The organism is Brevibacterium ammoniilyticum (assembly GCF_038429965.1).
Taxonomy (GTDB): Bacteria; Actinomycetota; Actinomycetes; order Actinomycetales; family Brevibacteriaceae; genus Brevibacterium; species Brevibacterium ammoniilyticum.
On sequence record NZ_BAABNP010000007.1, the window covers coordinates 102,870 to 126,371 of the forward strand.

The 23,502-nt window shown below is 67.3% G+C and carries 22 protein-coding genes; 11 read left to right on the plus strand and 11 right to left on the minus strand.

From position 1 onward, the window contains the following. Positions 1–21: 21 nt before the first annotated feature. Entirely contained in the window at positions 22–3,318 is a 3,297-nt protein-coding gene (locus tag AAHA49_RS09975) for a DEAD/DEAH box helicase (RefSeq protein WP_342038147.1), read from the minus strand. 63 nt (positions 3,319–3,381) lie between these two features. Next, positions 3,382–3,681: a hypothetical protein gene (locus AAHA49_RS09980; RefSeq protein ID WP_342038148.1), complete on the minus strand. Its 300-nt coding sequence runs from the start codon at positions 3,679–3,681 to the stop codon at positions 3,382–3,384. Positions 3,682–3,772: 91 nt separating this feature from the next. Between AAHA49_RS09980 and AAHA49_RS09985 the strand changes: the two genes are divergently transcribed. The 3 genes from AAHA49_RS09985 (at position 3,773) to AAHA49_RS09995 (ending at position 5,163) form a co-directional block, all read left to right on the plus strand. Then, positions 3,773–4,429 carry a homing endonuclease associated repeat-containing protein gene (locus AAHA49_RS09985; RefSeq protein WP_342038149.1) on the plus strand — a complete coding sequence of 219 codons (657 nt, stop codon included), beginning with the start codon at positions 3,773–3,775 and terminating at the stop codon, positions 4,427–4,429. 191 nt (positions 4,430–4,620) lie between these two features. Beyond that, a complete protein-coding gene (locus AAHA49_RS09990) occupies positions 4,621–4,905 on the plus strand; it encodes a GlsB/YeaQ/YmgE family stress response membrane protein (RefSeq protein ID WP_009377556.1) in 285 nt (94 codons plus the stop codon). Positions 4,906–4,974: 69 nt separating this feature from the next. After that, positions 4,975–5,163: a CsbD family protein gene (locus AAHA49_RS09995; RefSeq protein ID WP_339391998.1), complete on the plus strand. Its 189-nt coding sequence runs from the start codon at positions 4,975–4,977 to the stop codon at positions 5,161–5,163. 239 nt (positions 5,164–5,402) lie between these two features. Here the strand turns inward: AAHA49_RS09995 and AAHA49_RS10000 are convergent, their stop codons facing one another. Beyond that, entirely contained in the window at positions 5,403–6,572 is a 1,170-nt protein-coding gene (locus AAHA49_RS10000; RefSeq protein WP_342038150.1) for a pyridoxal phosphate-dependent aminotransferase, read from the minus strand. A 320-nt stretch (positions 6,573–6,892) separates the two neighbouring features. After that, positions 6,893–8,344 (minus strand): NAD(P)/FAD-dependent oxidoreductase, encoded by a 1,452-nt coding sequence (locus tag AAHA49_RS10005; protein WP_342038151.1) that lies wholly within the window; start codon positions 8,342–8,344, stop codon positions 6,893–6,895. 174 nt (positions 8,345–8,518) lie between these two features. Between AAHA49_RS10005 and AAHA49_RS10010 the strand changes: the two genes are divergently transcribed. Continuing rightward, positions 8,519–8,962, plus strand: a complete 444-nt coding sequence (locus AAHA49_RS10010; protein WP_342038152.1) for a cupin domain-containing protein — start codon at positions 8,519–8,521, stop codon at positions 8,960–8,962. Between the two features lie 42 nt (positions 8,963–9,004). Here the strand turns inward: AAHA49_RS10010 and AAHA49_RS10015 are convergent, their stop codons facing one another. The 4 genes from AAHA49_RS10015 to AAHA49_RS10030 are packed head-to-tail and all read right to left on the minus strand — an operon-like array spanning position 9,005 to position 12,506. Then, positions 9,005–9,646 (minus strand): TetR/AcrR family transcriptional regulator C-terminal domain-containing protein, encoded by a 642-nt coding sequence (locus AAHA49_RS10015; protein ID WP_342038153.1) that lies wholly within the window; start codon positions 9,644–9,646, stop codon positions 9,005–9,007. Between the two features lie 43 nt (positions 9,647–9,689). Then, a complete protein-coding gene (locus AAHA49_RS10020; protein ID WP_342038154.1) occupies positions 9,690–10,784 on the minus strand; it encodes a Zn-dependent alcohol dehydrogenase in 1,095 nt (364 codons plus the stop codon). Positions 10,785–10,839: 55 nt separating this feature from the next. Further along, on the minus strand, positions 10,840–12,282 hold the full coding sequence (locus AAHA49_RS10025) for a purine-cytosine permease family protein (protein WP_342038155.1): 1,443 nt from the start codon (positions 12,280–12,282) through the stop codon (positions 10,840–10,842). Positions 12,283–12,290: 8 nt separating this feature from the next. After that, positions 12,291–12,506 (minus strand): hypothetical protein, encoded by a 216-nt coding sequence (locus AAHA49_RS10030; RefSeq protein WP_342038156.1) that lies wholly within the window; start codon positions 12,504–12,506, stop codon positions 12,291–12,293. 178 nt (positions 12,507–12,684) lie between these two features. Between AAHA49_RS10030 and AAHA49_RS10035 the strand changes: the two genes are divergently transcribed. After that, positions 12,685–13,494 (plus strand): carbon-nitrogen hydrolase family protein, encoded by an 810-nt coding sequence (locus AAHA49_RS10035; protein ID WP_342038157.1) that lies wholly within the window; start codon positions 12,685–12,687, stop codon positions 13,492–13,494. A gap of 152 nt (positions 13,495–13,646) precedes the next feature. Here the strand turns inward: AAHA49_RS10035 and AAHA49_RS10040 are convergent, their stop codons facing one another. Next, the gene (locus AAHA49_RS10040; protein ID WP_342038158.1) at positions 13,647–14,318 is read right to left on the minus strand and encodes a TetR/AcrR family transcriptional regulator; all 672 of its coding nucleotides are present in this window, start codon (positions 14,316–14,318) and stop codon (positions 13,647–13,649) included. A 246-nt stretch (positions 14,319–14,564) separates the two neighbouring features. Here AAHA49_RS10040 and AAHA49_RS10045 point away from each other — a divergent pair, with 246 nt between their 5' ends. The 6 genes from AAHA49_RS10045 to AAHA49_RS10070 all read left to right on the plus strand — a co-directional run bounded on the left by AAHA49_RS10045 (position 14,565) and on the right by AAHA49_RS10070 (position 21,908). After that, entirely contained in the window at positions 14,565–16,070 is a 1,506-nt protein-coding gene (locus tag AAHA49_RS10045; RefSeq protein WP_342038159.1) for an APC family permease, read from the plus strand. Beyond that, complete coding sequence (locus tag AAHA49_RS10050) at positions 16,070–17,722, plus strand: N,N-dimethylformamidase beta subunit family domain-containing protein (RefSeq protein WP_342038160.1); 1,653 nt, start codon at positions 16,070–16,072, stop codon at positions 17,720–17,722. The genes AAHA49_RS10045 and AAHA49_RS10050 overlap by 1 nt, the downstream gene beginning before the upstream one ends. Further along, complete coding sequence (locus tag AAHA49_RS10055) at positions 17,719–18,078, plus strand: cupin domain-containing protein (protein WP_342038161.1); 360 nt, start codon at positions 17,719–17,721, stop codon at positions 18,076–18,078. The genes AAHA49_RS10050 and AAHA49_RS10055 overlap by 4 nt, the downstream gene beginning before the upstream one ends. Before the next feature lie 178 nt (positions 18,079–18,256). Continuing rightward, positions 18,257–19,453, plus strand: a complete 1,197-nt coding sequence (locus AAHA49_RS10060; RefSeq protein WP_342038162.1) for a pyridoxal phosphate-dependent aminotransferase — start codon at positions 18,257–18,259, stop codon at positions 19,451–19,453. A 4-nt stretch (positions 19,454–19,457) separates the two neighbouring features. Beyond that, entirely contained in the window at positions 19,458–20,951 is a 1,494-nt protein-coding gene (locus tag AAHA49_RS10065; RefSeq protein WP_342038163.1) for an amidase, read from the plus strand. A 216-nt stretch (positions 20,952–21,167) separates the two neighbouring features. Continuing rightward, a complete protein-coding gene (locus AAHA49_RS10070; protein ID WP_342038164.1) occupies positions 21,168–21,908 on the plus strand; it encodes a DUF1345 domain-containing protein in 741 nt (246 codons plus the stop codon). A 269-nt stretch (positions 21,909–22,177) separates the two neighbouring features. On the opposite strand, the gene catA is transcribed toward AAHA49_RS10070, so the two are convergent. Both catA and catC read right to left on the minus strand, forming a co-directional pair. Continuing rightward, on the minus strand, positions 22,178–23,050 hold the full coding sequence (catA, locus tag AAHA49_RS10075) for a catechol 1,2-dioxygenase (protein ID WP_339392015.1): 873 nt from the start codon (positions 23,048–23,050) through the stop codon (positions 22,178–22,180). 88 nt (positions 23,051–23,138) lie between these two features. Continuing rightward, positions 23,139–23,414, minus strand: a complete 276-nt coding sequence (catC, locus tag AAHA49_RS10080; RefSeq protein ID WP_342038165.1) for a muconolactone Delta-isomerase — start codon at positions 23,412–23,414, stop codon at positions 23,139–23,141. Positions 23,415–23,502 lie beyond the last annotated feature (88 nt).

The following is a 23,502-nucleotide window of genomic DNA, read 5'->3' on the forward strand; positions in this document are numbered from 1 at the left end:
ATTCGTCGTCACTGAGCCGGCTCAGCTCCTGCCGTCGAACAGGTCTCGGATGTCCTCGGCCGTCACGGCCCGGCTGAACGCCTGACCGCTGGCACTGGCAACTCCGGCCGCGCCAGCCCCAGCGCCAGCATCCCCCTCCGCCTCGGTCATGAGGTCGGCGAAGAGCTCCGCCTTCCGCTCCTGCAGGCCGAGCACCTTCTCCTCGACGGTGCCCTCGGCGACGTACCGGTAGACCATGACGTGCTTCGTCTGACCGATCCGGTGCGCGCGGTCGATCGCCTGATTCTCCGCCGCCGGATTCCACCACGGATCCATGAGGAAGACATAGTCCGCCTCGGTGAGGGTGAGACCGAACCCGCCGGCCTTGAGACTGATGAGGAAGACGGGCGCGGTCCCGGACCGGAAGGCCTCGACCACCTCGGCGCGATTCCGGGTCGACCCATCGAGGATGACATGCGGGATCCCCCGGGCACCCAACTCCTCGGCCACATGGTCGAGGAACGAAGTGAACTGGCTGAAGACGATCGACCGGTGGCCTTCGGCGACGACCTCGTCGAGACGCTCGAGGAGGGCCGAGAGCTTGCTCGAGGGCACCTCGGCGTGCTCGGCGTCGACGATGCGCGGGTCGAGGGCGAGCATGCGCAACAGGGTGAGCGACCGGAAGACGATGAACCGCTGCCGGTCGTAGTCGCTGTCGATGAAGCCGAGGACCTTCTTCCGCTCCTTCTGCAGGATCCGGTCGTAGAGCTTCCGATGCGCGGCGCTGAGCTCGATGGTGATGACCTGCTCCTGCTTCTCGGGCAGATCGGCGGCGACGAGATCCTTCGTCCGCCGCATGAGGAACGGCCGGATCCGTCGCTGAAGCCGCTGCATCCGGCCCGGATTCTCCCCGGACTCGATCGGTCGGACGTACTCCTCCTCGAACCGGTGCGGGGACGGGAACAGACCCGGCGCCGAGATCGCGAACAGCGACCACACGTCGCGCAGCGAGTTCTCCAACGGCGTTCCCGTCAGCGCCAGCCGGAACGGCGCGTCGATCGACTTCGCCGCCTGATGGACCTGCGAGGTCCGGTTCTTGACGAACTGCGCCTCGTCGAGGATGAGCCCCGACCATGTGAGCCCGGCGATCTCGGTCTCGTCGAGGCGGAGGATCGCGTACGAGACGACGATGACATCGGCACCGGCGACCACCTCGGCGAAGGAGGTGCCCCGCTTCCTCGTCGACTCACCGATGACGCGAACGTCGAGGTCAGGCGTGTGCTTCGCGGCCTCCTGGGCCCAGACGGGGACCACCGAGGTGGGGGCGACGACGAGGAACGGCGGCTCGCCCGACCGGGGCGCGGAATCGCGATCGTCGGGTGATCGGCTCACGGTCGTCGGGCTTGCGATCGTGCGGCTCTCGGTCGTCGGGCTTTCGGTCGTGCCGCTCCCGGTCGGGCCGCTCCCAGCCGTCCGGCGGGCGTAGGCGATGAGCGCGAGCGTCTGCAGGGTCTTGCCGAGGCCCATGTCGTCGGCGAGGATCCCCCCGAGGCGGCAGCGGTGGAGCAGGGCGAGCCAGCGGAATCCCTGCACCTGGTAGGGCCGCAGCCGCACGCCGCCGAGGTCGGGCACCTCGGTGTCGGGAAGCCGGTCGAGGTCGGTGAGCGCTTGGGCGGACTCGCGCCAGGTCACGGCGGGTTCGGCTGCGTCGGCGAGGTCCTCGAACTCGGACCACAGACCGACGTGGAGGCGGCTGATCTTCGGGGACTCCGGTTCCCACTCGTCGATGAGGTCCGCCTCGGCGAGGAGGGCCTTGATCCGGTCGAAGACGGGACGGTCGAGGGTGAGGAACGAATTGTCGACGAGCTTGAGCTTGCGCATCCCCTTGGCCAGCGCCGTGAACAGCTTGACGAAGGGCACCGACTTGCCGCCGATGCTGATCTGGAAGCCGAGCTCGAACCAGTCGGTCTTCTCCGACTCGACCGAGGTGATCGTCACGCTCGGCTCCCCACCGAGCTCGCGGTAGGGCTGCTTCTTCCCGCGCGTGATGACGTGGACATGGTCGATCTCCTCGAGGCCGGGCAGCACGTTGGCGACGAAGTCGGCCGTGTCCGCGCCGTCGAAGTCGAGGTCCGTAGGCACGGTCGGGAACTCGGCGCGCGGGTCGGCGGGGACGAACCGGGCGAGCACAGTGGTGACGTGGGCGAGGACCGTGTCCTCGTGCTCGAGGTCGCGGAGTTCGGCGGCCGGTGGGGTGGCGAGGCTGTTCGCCGAGGGGGCGTTCGCCGAGGTGGTCCCGTTCGCTGCGATGTGCCCCTTCGCCGAGGTGGTCCCGGTTCTTCCGGGCCGCCGCACCGGCAGGGTCCGGCGGGGACCCGAGTACTCCCAGTACCAGCGCAGGTTGAGCCGGTCCTGCGCGCCGAAGGTGAGGAAGAGGACGAGGCGCGGGTCCCGGTAGCTGGGGAAGCGGACGGATTCGTCGGTGCTCACGACCTCGGTGCTCGTGCGCAGCAGTGGGTAGTACTCCGCGAAGAACTCCTCGGCCTCCGCCGTCGGAATCGTGATCGGACCGGGGGAGGAGAGGACCGGAAGCGCCGAGGCGGTCGTCGGCTGCGCGGCAGGGGCGAGCGTGACCGTGAACCCGGTGCGGGTGTCGACGCCGAAGTACCCGTGCGTCCAGATCGGCTTCGCCAGGCCGGGCGCGAACTCGCGTTCGTCGATCGTCACGTGAGGCTGCACGCGCAGCCCGCCCGGACCCTTGCGCACATCGATGATCGCCTTCGCCTCGCGGCCGATGCGGACGTCCATGCCGGGGTTGACGCCGACGAAGGCGATCCCGAGATCGGCTCCGTGGGCGAAGACGTCCCAGATGAGGGAGGTATGGAAATCGCCGAGGTGGTACGGCGCCCCATCGGGTGTGAAGTCGGTCTTGTCCCGGGTGCGCAGGCCCGCGAGCTGCGAGAACCATTCCTGGTGACGAGAATCGACGCCGAACTGGGAGACCATGCGGTCGATCGTGCGCCAGCTCAGCGACTTCTTCACCCAGTTGCCGGACTCGCTGAGGACGAGCGGGCGGATCGCGAGCGACGGGTTCGCGCCGGGGCTGACCTCGGCTCTCGTCAGCAGGGTCGTGTGCTGGGGTTCGAACCACGAGCGCGGGACGACCTCGACGAGCTCGAACCCCAGGGCCACGGGCGTGTGGTCCTGCGGGGCCGCCTCGGCGAAGGAGGCGAAGGCGGTGCGCCAATCACTGGGCGCTTTGGATGTGGACCGGGTCGCGGTCGACGCGGCTGCACGACCTCGCGGAGGCGGGGGCGTGGTCGGTCGGTTCGCGGTCACCAGCCCATCCTCTCACTGCCCGATGACACGAGTGGATGCCGTGCCCCACACGGGCACGAAGATCTACTCCCCGCGCAGCTCACCCCAGGCGAAGGAGGATTCGGCGACGAAGTCCTGGAGGTCGCTGAAGAAGCGCTCAGCCATGTCCGCGATCTCCTCCTCGGCGCCGGCCAAAGGCACATGGAGCGCAAGCTCGAATTCCTCGCCGCACGCAGTGACACGGACGAGGAGGAAGTTGCGTCCGCGGGGCTCTTCGACGAGGTCGAGCCTGTCGAGTTCGCCCTCGCGAAGGATCCGGTCGATCGCCGGCTGGACGATTCGCTCCATGATCTGATCGTCACGCAGCCGCGGGGCTCTGGTCATGCCCCCACCGAAGTCCCGGAGCGCGCGGGCTGCTTCGCGACCTGCACAGCATCGTCCCTTGTGCCCGGCGCGAGAAGGACCTCCCCGTACGATGGACAGGGTGAACGCCTCCTCCGACCGATCCCACACGTCCACTCCGGCAGTGCTCGGAGCGCTTCTCCTTGCCGCTGCCCGGCTGGCCGAACCGCCGTTCGACACGTCCGCGCAGACGTCGGCGCGCTCGCTCAGCGACCGTGACACCGACATCGTCGCCGAGGTGGAGGCCACCTTGGAGGCGCAGTTCCCTGAGGATCCGGCTCCCGTGAAGCGCGCCGTCGCCGAGCTGGCCGCAGCGATCCACTTCGTCCGTGGCCGGTCGCAACCGCCTGGACTGCCCGCTGCGAAGTACGACCGAGAACGGACGAGGCTGCTCAACGACATCGGTGCCGATTCGGCGAAGGGCGCAAGCATATGGCCGCCGACGAGCCAGACAGCCGTCCAACGGTTCGGCTCGTGGAACGACGCGCTGACCGCCGCAGGCCTGGCGACGAGCAGCGTCGGGCGAGCCAAAGGCCAACTCCGCTTCGACGCCGACGCCTACGATGCCGCGATCGCCGCATTCGTCGCCGACTGCGAGGCCCGCGGCGTTCCCGCCACCTACAAGGAGTACGGTACCTACGCCGGAGAACACAAGGGCGACGTCCCGTCGGCGGCGGCCGTGCGGAAGTTCTACGGAAGCTGGAACACGGCTCTCACCTCGGCGGGGTGACCATCCGGTCGTGTGACGACCAGCTGCGGACCGGAAATCGAAACGACAACATCACTTGGGGAACAATCCGGCAAAATTCCTTGCGGAAAGTGCGTGAGGTTTGTAGTCTCTGAACGTCTGTATTGATGGAACCGATCGCGGTGGGCGTCCTGCCCGTCGAAGATCGGTCACGGAATCGAAGGGACGGAATCATGGTTGTCATCGGTTGGATCATCGTCGGACTGCTCGCGGGTGCGCTCGCGAAGCTCATCCTGCCCGGTAAGCAAGCCGGCGGGTGGATCAGCACGATCATCCTCGGCGTCATCGGCGCCTTCGTCGGCGGACTGCTCTTCGGTCTGTTCGGCGGCAAGGGAATCGGCGCTGTCTTCTCGGATCCCTGGTCGTGGGGTTCGTTCTTCATCGCCGTCATCGGCGCGATCGTCTTCGCGTTCGTGTGGGGACTCATCACGAAGAACCGCGGCGCCAAGACCGCCTGAGCGCGTCCCGGCCGGCACGCAGTCGGCCACAGCAGCACTGACCAATCACTCGAAGCGAAGGAGAATGCAATGAGCATGAAGGACAAGTTCGACAACAAGGCCCAGGAGATGAAGGGCAAGGCCAAGGACGCCACCGGCAAGCTCATCGGCAACGAGCAGATGCAGGCCGAGGGCAAGGCCGACCAGGCTGCCGCCGGCACCAAGCAGGCCGGCGAGAAGCTCAAGGACACGTTCAACGACGTCACCGACCGTCGCTGATCTGGCGGCAGTCGAGCCGGCGCTGAATCGCTGATTCGGCGATCAGACGCCCACGGATGTCCTGGCGGTCGCGCTCAGCGCGGCTGACCGGAGATCGCCGAGGCGGGAGCACTTCGAGTGCTCCCGCCTCGGTCTTTGTGTGCTGGGGGCTTTGCGACGGCTGTCTACCGGGTCGCGGCGAACAGTGCGAGGGCTGCCTGGTTGCGGTACCCGTTCTGCGGGGGTGTCGCGGGCCCGGACTACCGGGTTGCAGCGAACGCTTCGAGACGGCGGCAGGCTTCTTCGATCGTCTCCGGTGAGACCGCGAACGTCAGCCGCAGGTAGCCTTCGCCGGCGGGACCGAACGCCGAGCCGGGGATCGTCGCCAGACCGTGTCTCTCGAGCAGAGCGGTGGCGACCTCCCATGAGGTCATGCCCCAGTCCTTGACATTGGCGAACGCGTAGAACGTCGCCTCCGGTCGGAGCACGCTGATCCCGTCGATCGCATTGACGCGGTCGACGATGAGGTCGCGGCGCTGGGCATACGAACTCACCATCTCCGCGACGACCGACTGCGGTCCGGTGACCGCGGCGATCGCCGCCTCCTGGACGAATGCCGGAAGACTCGAGGTCAGGCCCTCCTGGAGCAGCGGCATCGGCGGAATGAACGCGGCCGGGCCGATGACGAAGCCGCACCGCCACCCGGTCATCGCGTACGTCTTCGAGAAGCTGCCGACGACGAGGAACCGATCGAAGCCCGGACGCACCTCGGCGATCGAGGTGAAGGTCGCGTCATCGAAGACGATCTCGTCGTAGACCTCGTCGGAGATGATCGTGAAGCCGAACTCGTCGGCGAGATCGGCGATCTGGCCGAGATCCTCCCGGTCGATGATCGACCCGAGGGGGTTCGAGGGGCTGTTGATGATGATCGCCGCGGTCTTCTTCGTCACGGCCGCCCGGACGTCATCGGCGTGGACCTTGAACCCGGACTCCTCGGTGACGGGAACGGGCACGGCGATCGCGCCGAGGCGGTGGATCTGGCCCAAGTAGTTCGGGAAGCTCGGGTCGGCGATGATGACCTCCTGCCCGGGCGAGACCGTCGTGTCGAGGGAGAGTGTGAGCGCCTCCATCGCGCCGAAGGTGATCATGACGTTGTCGGCGGTGACCTCACGGTCCCAGCGCACCGAGTACTTCCCGGCGATCGCCGCGCGCAGGTCAGGCAGGCCGGCATTGGCGACGTACTTCGTCTCGTCGTTCTCGATGGCGCGGATGCCGGCCTGCTTGATGTGCTCGGGCGTGGGGAAGTCGGGCTCGCCGACGGTGAGTTTGACGGCCTCGGGATAGTTGAGCGCGATGTTGAACATCTTCCGGATGTCCGAGGCCGGATAGGTCTGCGCCATCGGGGAGATGCGGCGGTACGGGTCGGTCATGGTTGCGCTCCTTCGTCGGGGTGTCTTGAGGGTGGTTCGGGCGTGGTCCGAGTGTTGTCCAGGTGACTCGAGTGTGTCAGATGGGGCGAATGAGGGCGCGGACGTCCGGCGCGGTGCGAATCGAGGACGAAATCGGGCGTGATTGTCGAATGACCCGGCGCGAATCCAGGACGCTGAGTGTCGATTTCCGCGACCAGAATCGTCACTCAGCGTCCTCGATCCGGGGCGTTCGCCCAGACCGGGGCGTCAGCCTGCACCGCCGCACCGCCGCGCTCGCCCGCACCGCAGCAACCACCCGCACCGGCACCAGCCCAAGCTCCCTACTCCGCGAGCCCCGCCAACCTTGCCCCGAAGCGCGCGAGCAGGCTCGTCTTCTTCGCGTCGGTGATTCGCTCCCAGTCGTCGGCGATGTTGAAGATCTTGTACATCGAGCGGATGCCGAGCCACCGGATCGGCTCGGGCTCCCACTGACCGGAGACGTGGTCGTTCCACGGCAGTGCGGTCAGGGCCGTTGGTGCGCCCGCGGCGCGATCGAGCAGGGTCTTCGCCGCCAGATGCGTCGCCGTCACCCCGTGTCCGGCGTACCCGCGGGCCACGCCGATGCGCTGTTCGGGATCGAAGAAGATCCCAGCGCACCAGTCACGGGTCACCCCGAGGGCACCGCGCCACGCGTGGGCGACCTCGAAATCGAGGGTCGGGAAGAGCGAGGACAGGCGGGTGCGGAGGAGGTCCACCACCTCGGCGGGGACACGACCGTCACCGGGCAGGCCCGAGTTGAACGCGTACGGCGCGCCCCGCCCGCCGAGCGCGATCCGATCGTCGGCGGTGCGCTGGGCGTAGATGAAGGTGTGGGCGGCGTCGCCGAGGCACTCCCGGCCCGCCCAGCCGATCTCGCCCCAGGTCGCAGCCGGCAGCGGGTCGGTCGCGATCATGGAGGAGAAGACGGGGATGACCTGGCGTCCCTCGAGGCCGGGCAGCTTCCCCGACACCGTGTCGGAGTACCCTTCGAGGCACACGAAGATCGTCTCGCCGTTGACCGGCCCGCGGTCGGTGACGACCGTGCCCGTGCCGATGTGGGCGGCCGTCGTGCCCTCGCAGATCGTCACCCCCTGCGCGCGCAGCACGCGGGCGAGGCCTTCGACGAGGAGGGCGGGGTCGATGCGGGCGGTGCCGGGAACGAAGACGCTGCCGCGGGCGCCGTCGACGTTGATCCGGGCGCGGGTCTCGGCGGCGTCAAGGACCTGCATGTCCGCAGGTCCGTAGCCGTATTCGCGGTTGGCCTCGATGAGTTCGTGGATGCGCGCCATGCCCGCCTCGGACTGCGCGATGTCGATGTGGCCGCCGCGCACCGCCTGCGCGTCGATGCCCTCGACCTCGAGCGTCTCGAGCACCTCGTCGATCGAGTCGAAGAGCGCCGACTGGAAGGCCCGCACGCTCTCGATCCCGGACAGTCCGGCCGAGCCGACCGGCCCGTCAGGGTCGTCTGTGCGGGCGCGGTCGACCGCCTCGGCGAAGCGGGCGCGGTTGCCGGGCATGAGCGTCGAGAGCCACCCGCCGTTGCGTCCCGAGGCACCGTAGCCGACGGTGCGCGCCTCGATGATCGTGATCGCCCAGTCGGGGTGGGCCTGCCGGGCGCAATAGGCCGACCACAGCCCGGTCATTCCGCCGCCGACGATGACGAGGTCCTGCTTGCCCGCGGGCAGGGGCGAATCGATGGGCTCGGCCGGCGACTGCGCCAGCCAGAAGGAGGCCTCGCCGTTGAGGTAGGTCACTGGACAACTCCTGTTTCCGTGCGCGATCACCTGGTGTGACCGTACGGAATCAGTTCTATCCCATCGTCAGTTGCGATGTAAATGGTTGTAAGTGCGTGTATTGGCATATGAAATCGCCGAGGTTGCCCCCGGATTCCGTGTCCACGACAGTCCCCGTCTGGCTACACTGGGTCCATGAGCGCAACGGAGCCGATCGACACCCGCACCTTCCCTCTCGAGCACGAGCTGATCGAGGACTGGCAGCGGATCGCCGCCGATGCCGAGAACGCACCGGCGACCGGTGCGGCGGCGAAGGATGGCGAGGCGGCGGGCGGAGCCACCGACTCGGCGCCGGGAGAGGCGACCGAGACGACGACGGCGTTCGCCGAGCTCGGATCGATCGCCGGCGTCGACTACGGACTGTGGGAGATGAGCGTCGGCGCGATGCGCGACATCGAAGGCGAGGAAGTGTTCCTCGTCATCGACGGCACCGGGCGCATCGAGTTCGACGACCCCGAGCAGTCGAGCATCGGGCTCGCACCCGGTTCGCTCGTGCGCCTGACCGAAGGCATGAAGACCCGCTGGTACATCGACGACGGGCCCCTGCGGAAGCTCTTCATCGCTCCCACCGAGGAGTGACGCTCAGGCTTCGGGGCTGACCAAGAGGCGCGCGTTCGCGCGTCAGTCACCGACCGCTGTTTCGACGGCGGTGCGTTGGGCCAGGGCTTCGATCGTCGACACTGCACCGGTGATCGCCAATTCGAGCCCCCGGTCGGTGCGTTCGTCGTCATCTCCGGTCGTGGCGGCCCGACGCAGGAGCGGGACATCGCAGTCTCCGGGCTGCCACACCGGCACAGGGGCACCGCGGTCCAACGCCGAGCCGAGCACTATGGCATCGAGCATCGAAACGACATCGACCTGTGTCTCGGTCGGAATGCCGATCTCATCGAGGATGGCGAACGCGACTTCGTAGATCCGCAGAGTCGGCAGATCATCCACGGGAGAGCCTGCGAGCAGGGGCATGGCCGCAGGCAGTGCCGCCATGCTGGACCGGTAGCTGCGGATCCAGGAGCGCATGCGGTCCTGCCACGGGAGGTCGCCCGCTGTCGCTTCGGTGAGGTCGATGCGACCGTAGAGCGCTTCGCGCATGAGGTTGATGATCTCTCCTCTGCCGCCCTTGACGTGGTGATAGAGCGAGGATGGATTGACGCCGAGTTCGGCTGCGATTCCCGGGATCGTGAAGTCGTGCTCGCGCTCCACCATTCTCAATGCCGCCTCGGCGATGATGCTGGGGGAGAGGATGTTCTTGCTCGGTCGCGCCATACGGTCATTCTCTCAAAGCATCGGACCGGTGAATGCGAACGCATCAGTGGACGATGACTGTGCGCCCTCTGCTGCCGGCGCGCATGGCCGCGAACGCCGAGTTGACCTCGTCGAGCCGGATGCGGTCGGTGATGAGTCGGTCGATCGGCAGCTTCCCCGCAAGATAGAGGTCGGCCAGGCGAGGGAAGTCGCGCGCGGGCACCGTGGAACCGTAGTTCGACCCGACGAGGCGCTTGCCCTCTTCGGCCAGATGCAGCGCATCGATCGACACGGGATCATCCTCAGGTGGAAGACCGACGATGACGGCGGTCCCACCTGGTGCCGCGCACGACGTCATCAGTTCGATCGTCTCGCGGCGGCCGATCGCTTCGAATGCACAGTCGACTCCGGTCCCTGTGATCTCCTTGACCTCCGTCGCCAGATCAGGTCCCGAGGTCAGGGTGTGCGTCGCACCGAATGCCGCAGCGAGAGCGAGGGCCTCACCCGAGACATCCGCGGCGATGATCGGATTGGCCCCGGCAAGAGCCAAGGACATGATGATGCTCAGCCCGATCCCTCCCGCGCCGATGACCAGTGCCGACTGACCGGCAGTGACGTCTCCGTCATTGACGACCGCGCCGAATCCGGTGGCGATGGAGCACCCGATGAGCGCGGCCACGTCGAACGGCACGGCATCGGGGATCTTCACGGCTGCCTGTTGTGCGACGACCGTGTACTCACTCATCGAGCCGACGGCGAGGTAGGGAAAGACGGAGCCGTCGCCGCGGGAGAACGCTGTGGTGCCATCGGGCAGAAGACCGTCGGACGCACCGGACCCCGTGCACACCCACATGCGACCTGCGCGGCACGCCGCGCAGTGCAGGCACGGATAGAACCAGCTGAGGACCACGTGGTCGCCGACGTCGAGATCTGTCACTCCTGCCCCGATCGAGACGACGGTTCCGGCTCCTTCGTGTCCCATGACCGTCGGACTCGGCAGATTCCAGTCACCGTCGAGGACGTGGCGATCAGAGCCGCAGACTCCCGATGCACCGAGCTTGACGAGCACCTGGCCCGGACCGGGGTCTCGAACGACGACCTCGGTGATCTCGAGTTCGGGGCCGTCGGTGTGGACTGCGGCGCGTGAGATGGTGGGCATTCGTTCTCCTAAGACGCATCGGTGGGAAGGTCTGACCGCACGACGTCGTCGAGTCTCATCGGGGCAGATGACGGGAGGCGTAGGCGACTCTGAAGATGACCAGATAGACGATCGCGGCGAGGATCGCGGCCGGCAGCGATGCGGTGATGACCGAGAACGCCGCGGCAGTTTCGAGCGTGACCGGGTTGTAGAGCCACAGATAGAACCCAGCGCCGACGAGGACTGCGACGATGCCGGCCCAATTGATTCCGCCCGTGTAGGCGTAGAGCCGTCCGGCACTTCCGAGATAGAGGTCGCGGAGGTCGATGTGCTGGCGGCGCAGCACGAAATAGTCGGCGAGAGCCACTCCGCAGATCGCGGTGAGGAACGCACCGGAGAACGAGACGAAGACCATGAACTGCTCGTACATGAACTGGGGAAAGAACGTCATGATCGCGGGAACGACGAAGAAGGCGGCTGTCAGTGCTTTCCATGGGACTCTGCGCAGTGCCGGACCGGCGGACTGCCGGATGGCGAGGATCGTCGAATAGACGATCGAGGACATCGACGTGATGTTCGCGAAGCCGATGAAGACGAGGACCGCGATACCCAGGATCGGCCCACCGAGGGGCACCATCCAATAGGTCGGGTCGGAGTCGCCGATCGTCAGCGCCGCCGCCATCCCGACCGCCTGTGCGATGAGGGTGGCGAGGAAGAGCCCTCCGAAGGCGGGCCAGACGGCGGCCCTGCGGCTCCTGGTCATCCGAGCAAGCGAGCCCATGACCGGATACCACGAGACGTCGACCCCGACATTGAACTCGACGGCGACCATGAAGTTGAGCTGCGGATCGTCGAACGGGGCCAGCGGCGAGGCCTCGCGAAGCGTATCCCATGAGGTCGTGGCCACGAGCACGATCATCATGATGACCGTGATGATCGCCAGCCCCGGCGCCACGTACTTGTTGAACCTGCCGATCGTCACCGGCCCGCGGGAGAGAACGAACCAGGCGATGCCGATCGCGACGAGGCCGCCGACGGTCACCAGGGGACCGTACTGGTCGAACTCCGTCCCGATGAGCGTTCCGGCGACCTGACTCGTGGCTCGGCCGGCCATGACGGCCAGCAGAGAGGACCATCCCATCTCCGTGACGAGGATGATGGTGAAGACGATGAGGCCCACTCCGACGACGCCGAATGCGCCGCGCAGCAGCGTGTACTGTTCGGTGCCGTAAAGTTGCGAAGCCGGGATCGATGCGAGCACCATGAAGCACAGTCCGATTGCGTTGCCGATGATCATCGCGGCGACTCCGTCGGCGAATCCGACGAGCAGCGCAGTCGACCCGCCGACGAGGAACGCCCAGGTCGCGATCGCCAACGCCGTGTTCACCCATGCGAAGTCCCAACCGGACCATGTCCTCTCCGACTTGAGGAGCGGAAATGTGCCGTAGATGTGTTCCTGTCGCAGCTCCGGGCTCATCGACGGCCCGTTCGATGCGGTGTCGCCGAGTGCGTTGTCCACGGGCCCGTTCACAGCGCCACCACCGCAATGCCGATCACGCATGCGGCGACGCTGACGCCGACGTAGACGGTCAACTCTGCGACCGAGAGGGGAAGCCTCGAAGAGTCGGAACCTTCGGCTGCGTTGACGATCTCGATCCTCCGTTCGATCTCGGCGGCGACGGAAGGCGATGTGCCGTTTCGGGCCATGGCGGACACGAAGTCTGCGTCGTGGTGCGGTGTCATCGGTGACTCCTTGGGCTGTTGTGCTCGGTGCGACCGTCCGCGCCTCCGTCGTCGGAAGCGCTCGGCAAACCAGATCCGGCGATAAACCAAATGTGATTTGGTTTACAATTGTTGCGTGACGGGGTACTGCCGTCAATGGCGACGGCGAAGAAAGTTCGCCGAATCGGAGGAGGGGACCATGGCGGACACCACGTCGGTCACTGTCGGCATCGTCCAGGCGGCCGCGGTCATCGGAGACATCGACGGTAACCTGCGGACGCTGCGTCAGGGGGTGAACGCCGCCGCTGAACTGGGTGCTCAAGTGGTCGTGACCCCTGAGCTCTTCGCTACCGGATACGACCCGAGAACTGCCTGGACGCACGACGGCAATGCGATCCGCGACGAGATCTCGGTTGCGGCGCGAGACGCGGGGGTCGCCGTCGTGGCCTCAACGGTCGACGAGAGTTCTGACGCTTCGGGGCGTCGCAGGCACATCGCCGCGTCGTTCTTCGACGAGGCCGGGGAGGAGATCGCCCGCATCCGCAAGCGGCACCTGTTCGACATCGAGCGCAACTACTTCACCCCGGCGGACGGCTACGGCGAGGTCTTCGAATGGCGAGGTATGCGCTTCGGAATGGGCATCTGCTATGACGTCGAATATCCCGAGTTCGTGCGCACGCTTGCGGTCAACGGTGCGCAGATCCTGCTTGTGCCGACTGCTGTTCCGAAGTCCCCAGACGGAGGAGGGGCGCTCGCATTCTCGGCATCGCAGTCCTCCACCCTGCTCGTCCCTGCCCGGGCACTCGAGAATGGGGTCGCGATCGCCTACGCCAATCACTGCGCCGACGAGTTCACAGCCCACAGCTGCATCGTCAATGCCAACGGACGCTTCGTCGACCTCATCGAAGACGGCGCCGGGATAGCGGTCGCTGAGATCAGTGCGACCTCGATCGCCGAGGCGCGTGCACTCAATCCGTATCTGACTGACCTGGAGCGGCTGCTCGGGTGATCGAGTCGATCGCGTGACTCATCGTGTCACTCGATCGATCGTGCCCGCGCGAAGCTCGACCACGCTTGTGTGACCTGTCCGTCGCCGCACGCGCTCGCCCTGCCTGAGCCGCGCCCGCCGGTGCCCGCTGCCCGGCTCGTCTGTGCCGTGTCCTACCCGCCCGCGTCCGGTCCCCCGGCGCCCGGTCCGCCGGACTCCGGCTCAACCGCCTGCGCTCGCGTCACCACCTCGGCGATCGCGGACTGGTCGGCGATGACGAGGCGCAGGAGCACCTCGGCGAAGGTGTCCGGCTGGACGCTGTGGAGGTCACGGGGCCAGAACATCGCCTCATTCGCGATCGCGTCGAAGAGTTCGAGCACGGCCTTGGGGTGTCCCGGGAGGAAGACGCCGGCGCGGATTCCGCGCTCGAGCACGGCCTCCATCGTCGACCGCCCGGCCTCGACGGCAGCGCCCCATTCGGGGAAGAGCTCGGCGACGGCAGGGGGCAGGCGGAAGAGCCAGCGCGTGTCGATCGTCTCGTTGAACTCGACGATCATCTCGTTGCGGAACAGCCGGTAGAGATCGAGCGCGGGATCGTCCTCGGAGTGCTCGAACTGCCCGGTGAGCAGGGTGGTCGGCGCCAGGCGGGCGGCGATGAGCTCGTGCCCGATCGCCTCCTTGCCCGCGAAGTAATGGAAGAGCGAGGGCTGCTTGATCCCGACCGCCTCGGTGATCGCCCGCGTGCTCGCCCCCTGGTAACCGAGTTCGGAGAACAGCCGCGCCGATTCACGGAGGATGCGATCGCGCGTATCGCCCGTCGTGTCCGCGTTCCGCGGTCTCGCCATCGTCCCTCCCTTTCCGTGCCCCCAGCGTACGGGGCCGCCGAGGTGCGCCGGCCCTGCGGGTCCCCCTGACCGTTCCGGCCGCGGCCTCACCCGACGGCGGCGACAACCGTTCACCGACAGTGCATCCGCTCGGGGTACCCAAATGCCCTATCGGGTGATAGATTACCTTCTAACCTATCGACCGATAGGTTAAACGCCGGGCGGACTGGACCGCACGGCGCCTCCCGACCATGAAGGGACCGCAACGTGGCTCTCCCTCCCGAACGGGCAAGGGGCATCGGCACCCCCGGCCTCGTCTTCTTCGTCCTCGCGGCAGCGGCGCCGCTGACGATTCTCGCGGGCTTCGTCCCCCTCGGCCTGCTCGCCGGCGGCGACGCCGTCGTCCTCGGCTTCCTCTACCCCGGACTCGTCTACCTCCTCTTCGCCGTCGGCTACACGACGCTGGCCCGCCACATCCCCGGCGGCGGCGCATTCCTCACCTACATCGCCGCCGGACTCGGCGCGCGCACCGGTTCGGTGGCAGGGATGATCGCCTATGTCGGCTACCTCGGCGGGCAGATCGGCTTCACCGCCTCGGCGTCGGTCTTCGCCTCCTTCACGATCGAGACCTTCATCGGCATCAGCCTCCACTGGCTGCCGATCGCCGTCGTCATCACCGTCCTCGCCCTCACCCTCGGACTCCGGCGCGTCGGCGTCGGAGCGGCCACCGTGGCCGTGCTCCTCATCGCCGAATGCGCGATCATCGCCGTCTTCGCCGTCGCGGTCCTCGCCAATGGCGGATACGAAGGCCTCACCCTCACCGCCTTCGCCCCCGGCAAGTGGGTGAGCGCGGCGCTGCCCGGAGTCTTCGTCCTCACCTTCGTCGCGTTCGTCGGCTTCGAGCAGACCACCGTCTACCGCACCGAGACGCGCGATCCCAACCGCACGATCCCCCGTGCCACCTACCTCGCGGTGCTCGTCCTCCTGGTCGGGTACACGTTCGGAGCCTGGGTGGTCCTCCAGGCCGCCGGCCAGTCGCGCATGGACGCCCTGCTCGCCGGCGACCCGTCCGAGCTCGTCTTCACGCTCAACGACGAATTCGTCGGTCCTGCCGCGACGGCGATCATGCTCGTCCTCGTCGTCACCAGCTTCTTCGCCGGCGTCATCGCCCTGCAGAACACCTCGGCGCGCTATCTGGTCAATCTCGCCCGCGGCGGACTGCTCCCGCAGCCGCTCTCCCGACTGGCCGCCTCAGGGAGTCCGCTGACTGCGAACTTCATCCAAGCCGGTCTCGTCCTCATCGCGCTCGTCGTCTTCGCCGCCGTCGGTTCCGATCCGTACACGCAAATCGTGACCTGGACGAACACCCCGACGATCGTCGCCGTCCTCGTCCTCCAGATCCTCACCTCGATCGCGGTTCTCAGCTATTTCCGCCGCGACCGCCGTGGGGAATCCCGGTGGGCGACGAGACTCGCTCCCGGTCTCTCGGTCGTCCTCATCACCCTCGGCCTCGTCCTCCTCATCGCGCGGATGGGGGCGCTCACCGGCCTCGGTCCCGTCGGCAATGCCTGCGTTCTGGCTCCGCTCGTCGTCGCCGCGGTCTACGGCCTCATCCGAGCGCGGTACGTACATCCCGACCGAGCGACACTGACCACTCTCGGTGCCGACGAGACCGACCTCGCCGAGGCGGACGGCTTCGTCGGGACTGACCCCGCCCTCACCCCTCACCACCCGAACGCAGATCACCACCGTCGCACAGAGAGAGAAGGATGATGAACACTCACATCGACTACGCCTGGTCGACACCGAGAGGCCTTGTCGAACGCCCCGACGAGTACCCCGGCACCACAGAGCTGTGGGGATACTCCGACCGATTCGCCTACCGGCAAGGGGAGCAGGTCGACCTCAGGGTGCACACCACGGCGCCGAACTTCGCCGTCGAGATCATCCGCGAAGGCGCTCGCCCCGAGACCGTGTTCACCGCCTCCAACGTCCCCGGCACCCGGCAGAAGACGCCCGCCGATGCCTACGCGACCGGGTGCGACTGGGCGACTTCGCTGACGATCGACCTCACCGAGGAGTTCGCTCCCGGGTACTACCTGGTCGTCTTCCGCACCCAGGACGACGACCACGGGCGCGAGATCGAGCAGGAGTCCTTCTTCATCGTCCGGCCGCAGCACCCCGCCGACGTCGACCTCCTCCTCGTCCATGCCACCTCAACGATGCTCGCCTACAACGACTGGGGCGGCGGCAACCACTACCGGGGGCTGCCCGACGGTGACCGCAACGACATCCCCTCCCCGTACTCATCGATGCGCCGACCCATCGCCCGGGGCATGCTGCGCAAGCCCATCGGTGCCCCGCGCAACGCCCACACCGATGTCAGCGTCCCGATCGGCTGGGAGCCGCGGCACCCGACCTACGAGTGGGCGTGGCAGCGCGGATACTCCCGTCACCACAACGATGCCGGGTGGGCGAATTACGAGAGGCCCTTCACGATCTGGGCCGAGGAACAGGGCTACCGCGTAGGCCACATCACGCAGGTCGAACTCCATGCCGAGCCCGACTGCCTCAACGGTGCTGCGACCGTCGTCATCGTCGGCCACGACGAGTACTGGTCGTGGGAGATGCGCGACACCCTCGACGCCTATGTCGATGCAGGCGGTCGGCTCGCCCGATTTGGCGGCAACTACGTGTGGCAGGTCCGCCTCGACGTTGAGACAGGCGTTCAGACCTGCTTCAAGGATCCGAGCGCCGACCCGCTCCGAGCCACTGATCCGACCCGAGTGACCACGGCCTGGGATGCCCCGGAGATCGGGCGTCCTGGCGCGGAGACGATGGGGCTGACCGGTCTCGGCGGAGCGTACATTCGTTATGGTTCGGCTGTGCCTCGAGGAAGCGGCGGTTTCACCGTCTATCGGGAGGACCACTGGGCACTGGATGGCACCGACCTCTACTACGGTGACGTGTTCGGTCAGGCACCACTGTGCATCGCCGCGTTCGAAGTCGACGGTTGTGACTACACTTTCCGTCACGGGTTGCCTTATGCCACCGGTGCTGACGGTGCCCCGGAAAACCTCGAGATCGTCGCCATGTCCCCCGCGGTCTCCGGGGGAGTCGATCGCTGGGGCGGACGGGTGCCGATCGGTGCCCCGGCTGCCGAGATCGAGGACCTCTTCGCCGGCATATACCCCGACGGGATCCCCTCGTACCGCCAGGGCAGAGGCTATGGGGCGGCCATGGTCGTCTCTTTCACCCGCGGGAACGGTGAGGTGTTCTGCGCGGGCACTACCGACTGGCCCTACGGGCTTGCTGCGAACGATCCCTTTGCCACCACGATCACGCGCAACGTCCTCGACAAGTTCATCGCCGCAGGACGACAGAGCGGACAGGCTCAGACAAAAAACGTGAAGGAGCATCGATGAGTTCAGCAGATGAGGTCCAGACGCTCACCGACGATCCCGAGCGGGCGGTCGTGCCGCCGCTTGCGGACTATGATGCGCATTCGGAGGGCTGGACGGAGACGGAGTTCCGCGTCGAGACGGGGCCGAACTCGGTGGCCGGTCGGTGGGAGGGCGAACCCGGCTGGGTCGAGTTCGCCTCTTGGCCGTACCGGGAGTTCTGCGTCATCGAAACCGGCCGAGTCGCCGTCGAGGCCGCCGACGGCAGCCAGCGGTACGAATACGGGCCGGGAGAAGCGTTTACGATCCCGCAGGGCTTCGCGGGCCGGTGGGTCACACTCGAACCGACTCGGAAGGTCTTCATCGGCGTCACCGAATGACCCGGGTGGTGAACGCCCCCGGCCGCTGAGCCGCGGACACGGCCCTTCGGCCCTTGACGCAGTCGTTTATCGTGTGAGGTAGGCAGGCGCTTCGCACACGCAGAGCGCCGCCTCCCACCAGCTGCATCACCGCCCTCCGGCATCGCCGCCGGGGGACGGTCGTTCGAAGGAGCCGCCGATGAAGACCGCACAGCGTTTGCACGATCTGGGCACCGAGACCGCGTTCCGGGTGGCGCAGGCCGCCGCCGACTGGAGGGCGCAGGGGAATCGGGTATATCCGTTCCACCTCGGCGATCTCGACTTCCCCATGGCCCCGCACATCGTCGAGGCGATGGATCGGGCGATCAAGGACGGCAAGACCGGGTACTGTCCGGGGCCGGGGATCCCCGAGCTGCGGGCGGCGCTGGCCGAGGACATCGGGTCCCGTCGGGGTCTCGACATCGATCCCGCCGAGGTGGTCGTGACCACCGGCGGCAAGCCCGTGATCACGAAGTTCCTCCAAGCGGTCATGGATCCCGGAGCGTCCGTGCTCTACCCGAATCCGGGGTTCCCGATCTATGAGTCGCAGATCGAGTACCTCGGGGGTGAGGCCAGGCCGTATCGGTACGTTCCGACCGAGGACGGGTTCGCCATCGACCTCGACCATCTGCGGGATTCGATCGACGAGTCGACCGTGGCGATCATCTACAACGACCTGCAGAATCCGATCTCGGCGGAGTCGACGCCCGGTGAACGCGAGGCGATCGCGCAGATCGCGAAGGAGCATGACCTGTGGGTGCTCTCGGACGAGGCGTACTTCGAAATGCGCTACGGCGGGCGGTCCGAGTCGATCGCCGCGCTGCCGGGCATGCGCGAGCGCACCGTCATCCTCTACACGTTCTCGAAGAAGTTCGCGATGACCGGTTCCCGGCTCGGGTGCGCGGTCGCTCCGCGGGAGGTCGCCGAGGCGATTTCGACGATGAACACGAACGACGAATCGTGCACGACTCATTACGTCCAGTGGGCGGGGATCGCGGCCCTGCAGGGTCCGCAGGAGCCGGTCGCGGAGATGCTCGAGGTCCTCCGCGCCCGCCGCGACGCCGCGTGCGCGATCATCAATTCGATCCCCGGCATGGAGGTGGCCGTCCCGGAGTCGACGTTCTACATCTTCCCCGACGTCACCGAGGCGATGGCGGCGAAGGGCATCGATTCGCTCGCGGAGTTCTCCACCGAGGCCCTGCATGCCACGGGTGTCTCCTTCTGCACCCGCGAGCACTTCGGCCGTCCGCAGCCGGGGGAGGACCGGAAGTACATCCGGCTCGCCTATTCGGGTATCAGCGAGGACGACATCGTCGAGGGTCTGACGAAGCTCAAGGACTGGGTCGAGGCGGGGTGAGCGCATGAGCGCATCGTCGAAGCTCTGGGCCCTGCCAGCCACCAAGGTGCTCGCGAAGTTCCGCACGAAGGAGCTCTCTCCGGTCGACTACCTCACCGCTCTCACCGAGCGCATCGAGGCGAAGGATCCCGACATCGGAGCCGTCACGGAGATCCTTCCGGAGGCGACCGCCTCGGCGAGGGATGCGGAGCGGTTCTATCTCAGGACCCGGGCAGACGATCTCGACGACATCCTCGCGATGCGGCCGCTCGTCGGCCTTCCCGTCATCGCGAAGGAGAAGCACGCGATCGTCGGGCACACGCTGACCCAGGGCCTCCTCCACGAACGCCGGACCATCGCGGACAGGGACGCCGCCGTCATCCGCCGCATCCGCGACGCCGGCGGCTACATCCACGCGCGGTCCACCTCACCGGAGTTCAGCTGCGCGACCGTCACCCACTCGCCGATGTGGGGCGTGACGCGCAACCCGTGGAACCCGGACCTCTCCCCGGGCGGGTCCTCCGGCGGGTCGGGTGCCGCGCTCGCCGCCGGGTTCGCCCCGTTGGCCACGGCCTCCGACATCGCGGGATCGACGCGCCTGCCCGCCGCCTTCACCGGCACCGTCGGCTTCAAAGCCCCCTACGGCCGCATTCCCGGCGCCCCGCCGCTGTCGGCGGACTGGTACCGCGGGGACGGGCCGATGGCCCGCACCGTCGCCGACACCGCGCTCCTCGCCCGCGTCATGGTCGGTCTCGACCCCAGCGACGCGGCGACGATCGACTCACCCGATTACCTCGCAGGCTCGGACCGCACCCCCGCCGAGGTGGTCGAGAGCCTGCGCGGCCTCCGCGTGGCCGTGTGCCTGCGGCTCGGCGACTTCCCCGTCGGCGACGACATCATCCGCAACACCCGGGCAGTGGCCGCCGCTCTCTCCTTCGCCGAGGCGGAGGTCGAGGAGATCGAGGTGCCGTGGACGAGCGAGAGGCTCTTCGAAACCGCGGCCACCCACTTCGGGGCGATCCTCGCTCCCGCGATGCGCGCAGCCACCGCCGGACACGAGGACACCCTCGCCGACTACACGCTGCAGTTCATGATCGACGCCGAGGCGGTCGCCGCCCGCCGTTCCCTCTACGAAGGTCTCGTCATGGAAGCGGAGATCCAGGCCGAGCTCACCACGGCGATGGCCGGGTTCGACGTCCTCCTCACCCCCACCTCGGCGGTGGCGGCCCTGCAGGCCGATGCGAGCTACCTCGACGGGATCCGGATAGGCGCAGACGGCATCGGACGGGAAGGCGAGGGTGCGGGATTGCGTCTCGAGCACTACTGGCAGGCGCACATGACGGTGCCGTTCAACATCTGCAACCGGGTGCCCGTGGTCAATGTGCCCTCGGGGATGGCCGACTGCGGGATCCCCACCGGCGTCCAGGTCGTCGGTCGCCCCTTCGACGATCGCACGGCCTTCACGGTCGCCTCGGCGATCGAGCTTCTGCGCCCGTGGACGGGGCTGGCCCCGGAGTGAGTGGAGGCCGGCGCGCGGACTGGCCGGTGGGGCCAAAGAGCCCGCACTGGGTTGAAGGACGGGAACACGTGCGCCGGGTTGCGGGCTGAAACGACGTGCAACGGTCTGGGGGAGGGGGCGTCGACGTTGTGGGCACGTTCCTCTGACGCTGCACGGGAGGTCGACTACTGTGAGCAGGAAGAACCGCAGCGACGCCGAGCCGGAGAGATGCCGACGATGAGACGCCGACACAGTCAGATGATCACGATCTCCGACGATATGCGCTCGAACGTGAGCATCCTGCCGGCCGCGGTCGTCGGCGCCATCGTCGTCATCGGCTTCGGACTCAACCCGCTCGGACCCAAGGATTCGCAGCTCACGGATGTCTCCGAACGGCTCATCGAGATCTTCCTCATTGCCTGGCCGGTCTACGCCCTCGTCTACCTGCTGTGGACGCACGCAGGTCTCAAGGACCTCGACGAGACCGAACTCGTCGTCCATTCCCGGTGGGCGCTCGCCCGTCGGCGACGCTGGTGGGCGATCCTCTTCAGCACCGGGGGAGCGGTTTCCTGGACGACGGTCGCCGCCTTCGTCGCGATCGTCCTCAACGTCTACCTGCTCTCGTTCGGCGCCAGTGACAAGGGCGGCCTGGCGGCTCTGCTAGGGCTCGCCAACGTCGTCGCCTCATGGGCCGTGATGGTCTACTCGTTCGCCTTGGAGTTCATGCGCCTCGACCTGCGCGAGGGTGGAAGCCTCGGTGCGCGCCACCTCGAATTCGACATGGACGCCGAGCGGACCTTCGGCGACTACCTGACGTTCGCTGTGCTCTCCTCGACGATGACCGCGGCCCTGCCGGGCAGGGCGATCACCCGGGCCGGGTGGACGCTCGTGCGCAAGAACGTCATCGTCGCCTTCGCGTTCAACTCCGTCGTCGTCGCCACCCTCGTGTCGATGATCCTCTCGTACGTGACCATGTGAGGGGCGGGTTGCGCCGCGAGTCTGGGAGAGGCGATCTGGTGGGTGGTGCACGGGAGATCATAGCGCCCGGGCATGCGGGGCCAGCTCGCGCGGGGGCGACTTCGGCGCGAGGAGAGTCGCGCGTGGAAGGCCGCTGGGCTGCACAGGAACGTTCCACAACCCGGCCGCGCAGATCCGGCCCACTTGAGTGTGGAGAGCTCAGTTCACGAACTGAGCTCTCCACACTCAAGTGGGCTCAAGCCAGATCGGGGAGCTGATGCCCGCCCGGATCAGCGCTCGGGGTCGAGGACGAAGTCGTAGACGGTGTACTCGCCTTCGGCATCGGGGTTCGGCTGCGGGTCGAGCATGAGCTCGGGCTTGACCGCCGAGGCGATGTCGTCGTTGTTGTGCGGGTCACCGGGGAAGTACAGCTGCGAGGTGATGAGCATGTGCTCGGGCGCATGCACCTTGAAGTGCATGTGCGCGGGCCGCCACGCATGCCACCCGGCGGCCTCGATGAGCTGCCCGCACGCACCTTCGGTCGGGATCTGGTAGGGCGCGGGGCGGATCGTGTGGATCTCGTACTCCCCGTTCTCGTTCGCGACGAACGTCCCCCGCAGGTTCCACTCGGGCAGTCCGGGAGCGAACTGCGAGTAGAAGCCGAGGTTGTCGGCATGCCACAGCTCGAGCTTCGCGCCCGGCAGCGGTTCACCGGAGACCGATTTCACCTGGCCCTTGAACACGAACGGAGTGCCGGGCTCGTCGGGGCGCATGGGAATCGTGCCGTTCCACTCGAGCTCCGGTGACCCGTCGAGGTAGTACGGGCCTTCGATCGTGCCCTTCGACCCCTCCCGGTCGGCGTTCGCGACCTCCTCGACGGAGTGCTCGAGCCAGACGTCGAGGAACAGGGGCCATTCCCCGTCCTCGCCGACCTTGATCAGCCACGCCTTGAACGCGTTGTACTCCTCGTAGCTCATCTGCTCCTCGATGACGAGGTCGTTGAGCGCCTTGATCGCCTTGCCGGCGAGCCGGTCGACGCGTTCATGGTCGACGACGCCGGTGCTCCCGGCCTTCGCCTGGCGTTCGGCGAAGCGCGCCGAGGCGTTCGCGCCGGAGTCGGCGGCCTTCGCGGTGACTTCCGTTTCGAAGCTGTTGACTGACATTGTCTCTCCTTACGATAGGGCTCCGGCAGGCCGCCGGTGCCGGGGGTCGCGCTGGCCGGACTCGGGTGAGCCGACTCGCGCAGACCCGTCAGATATGGGATGGATGGGTGGCCAATGGGGTGACATGGATGCGCATATGGGGGAAGAGGGGAAGGCCGCCGAGGAGGGTGTGGAGTTCGTCGTTGTCCGCGACGTCGAAGATCGAGTAGTTCGCGTACTCGCCGACGACCCGCCAGATCTCCTTCCAGCGTCCGTCCCTCTGCAGATCCTGCGAGTAGGCCTTTTCCCTGGCCAACAGGTCAGCGGTGTCCTCAGGCGACAGGTCGGTCGGCAGAGTGACGTCCATTCTCACGAGATAGAGCATGGCGCTCCTTTCGGGTTCGAGGGTGAGTGGTCAGTGGGTGAGCGGATGTGCGGTCGCCGGTTAAGTGGTCAGCGGGTGCGGGGCCGGG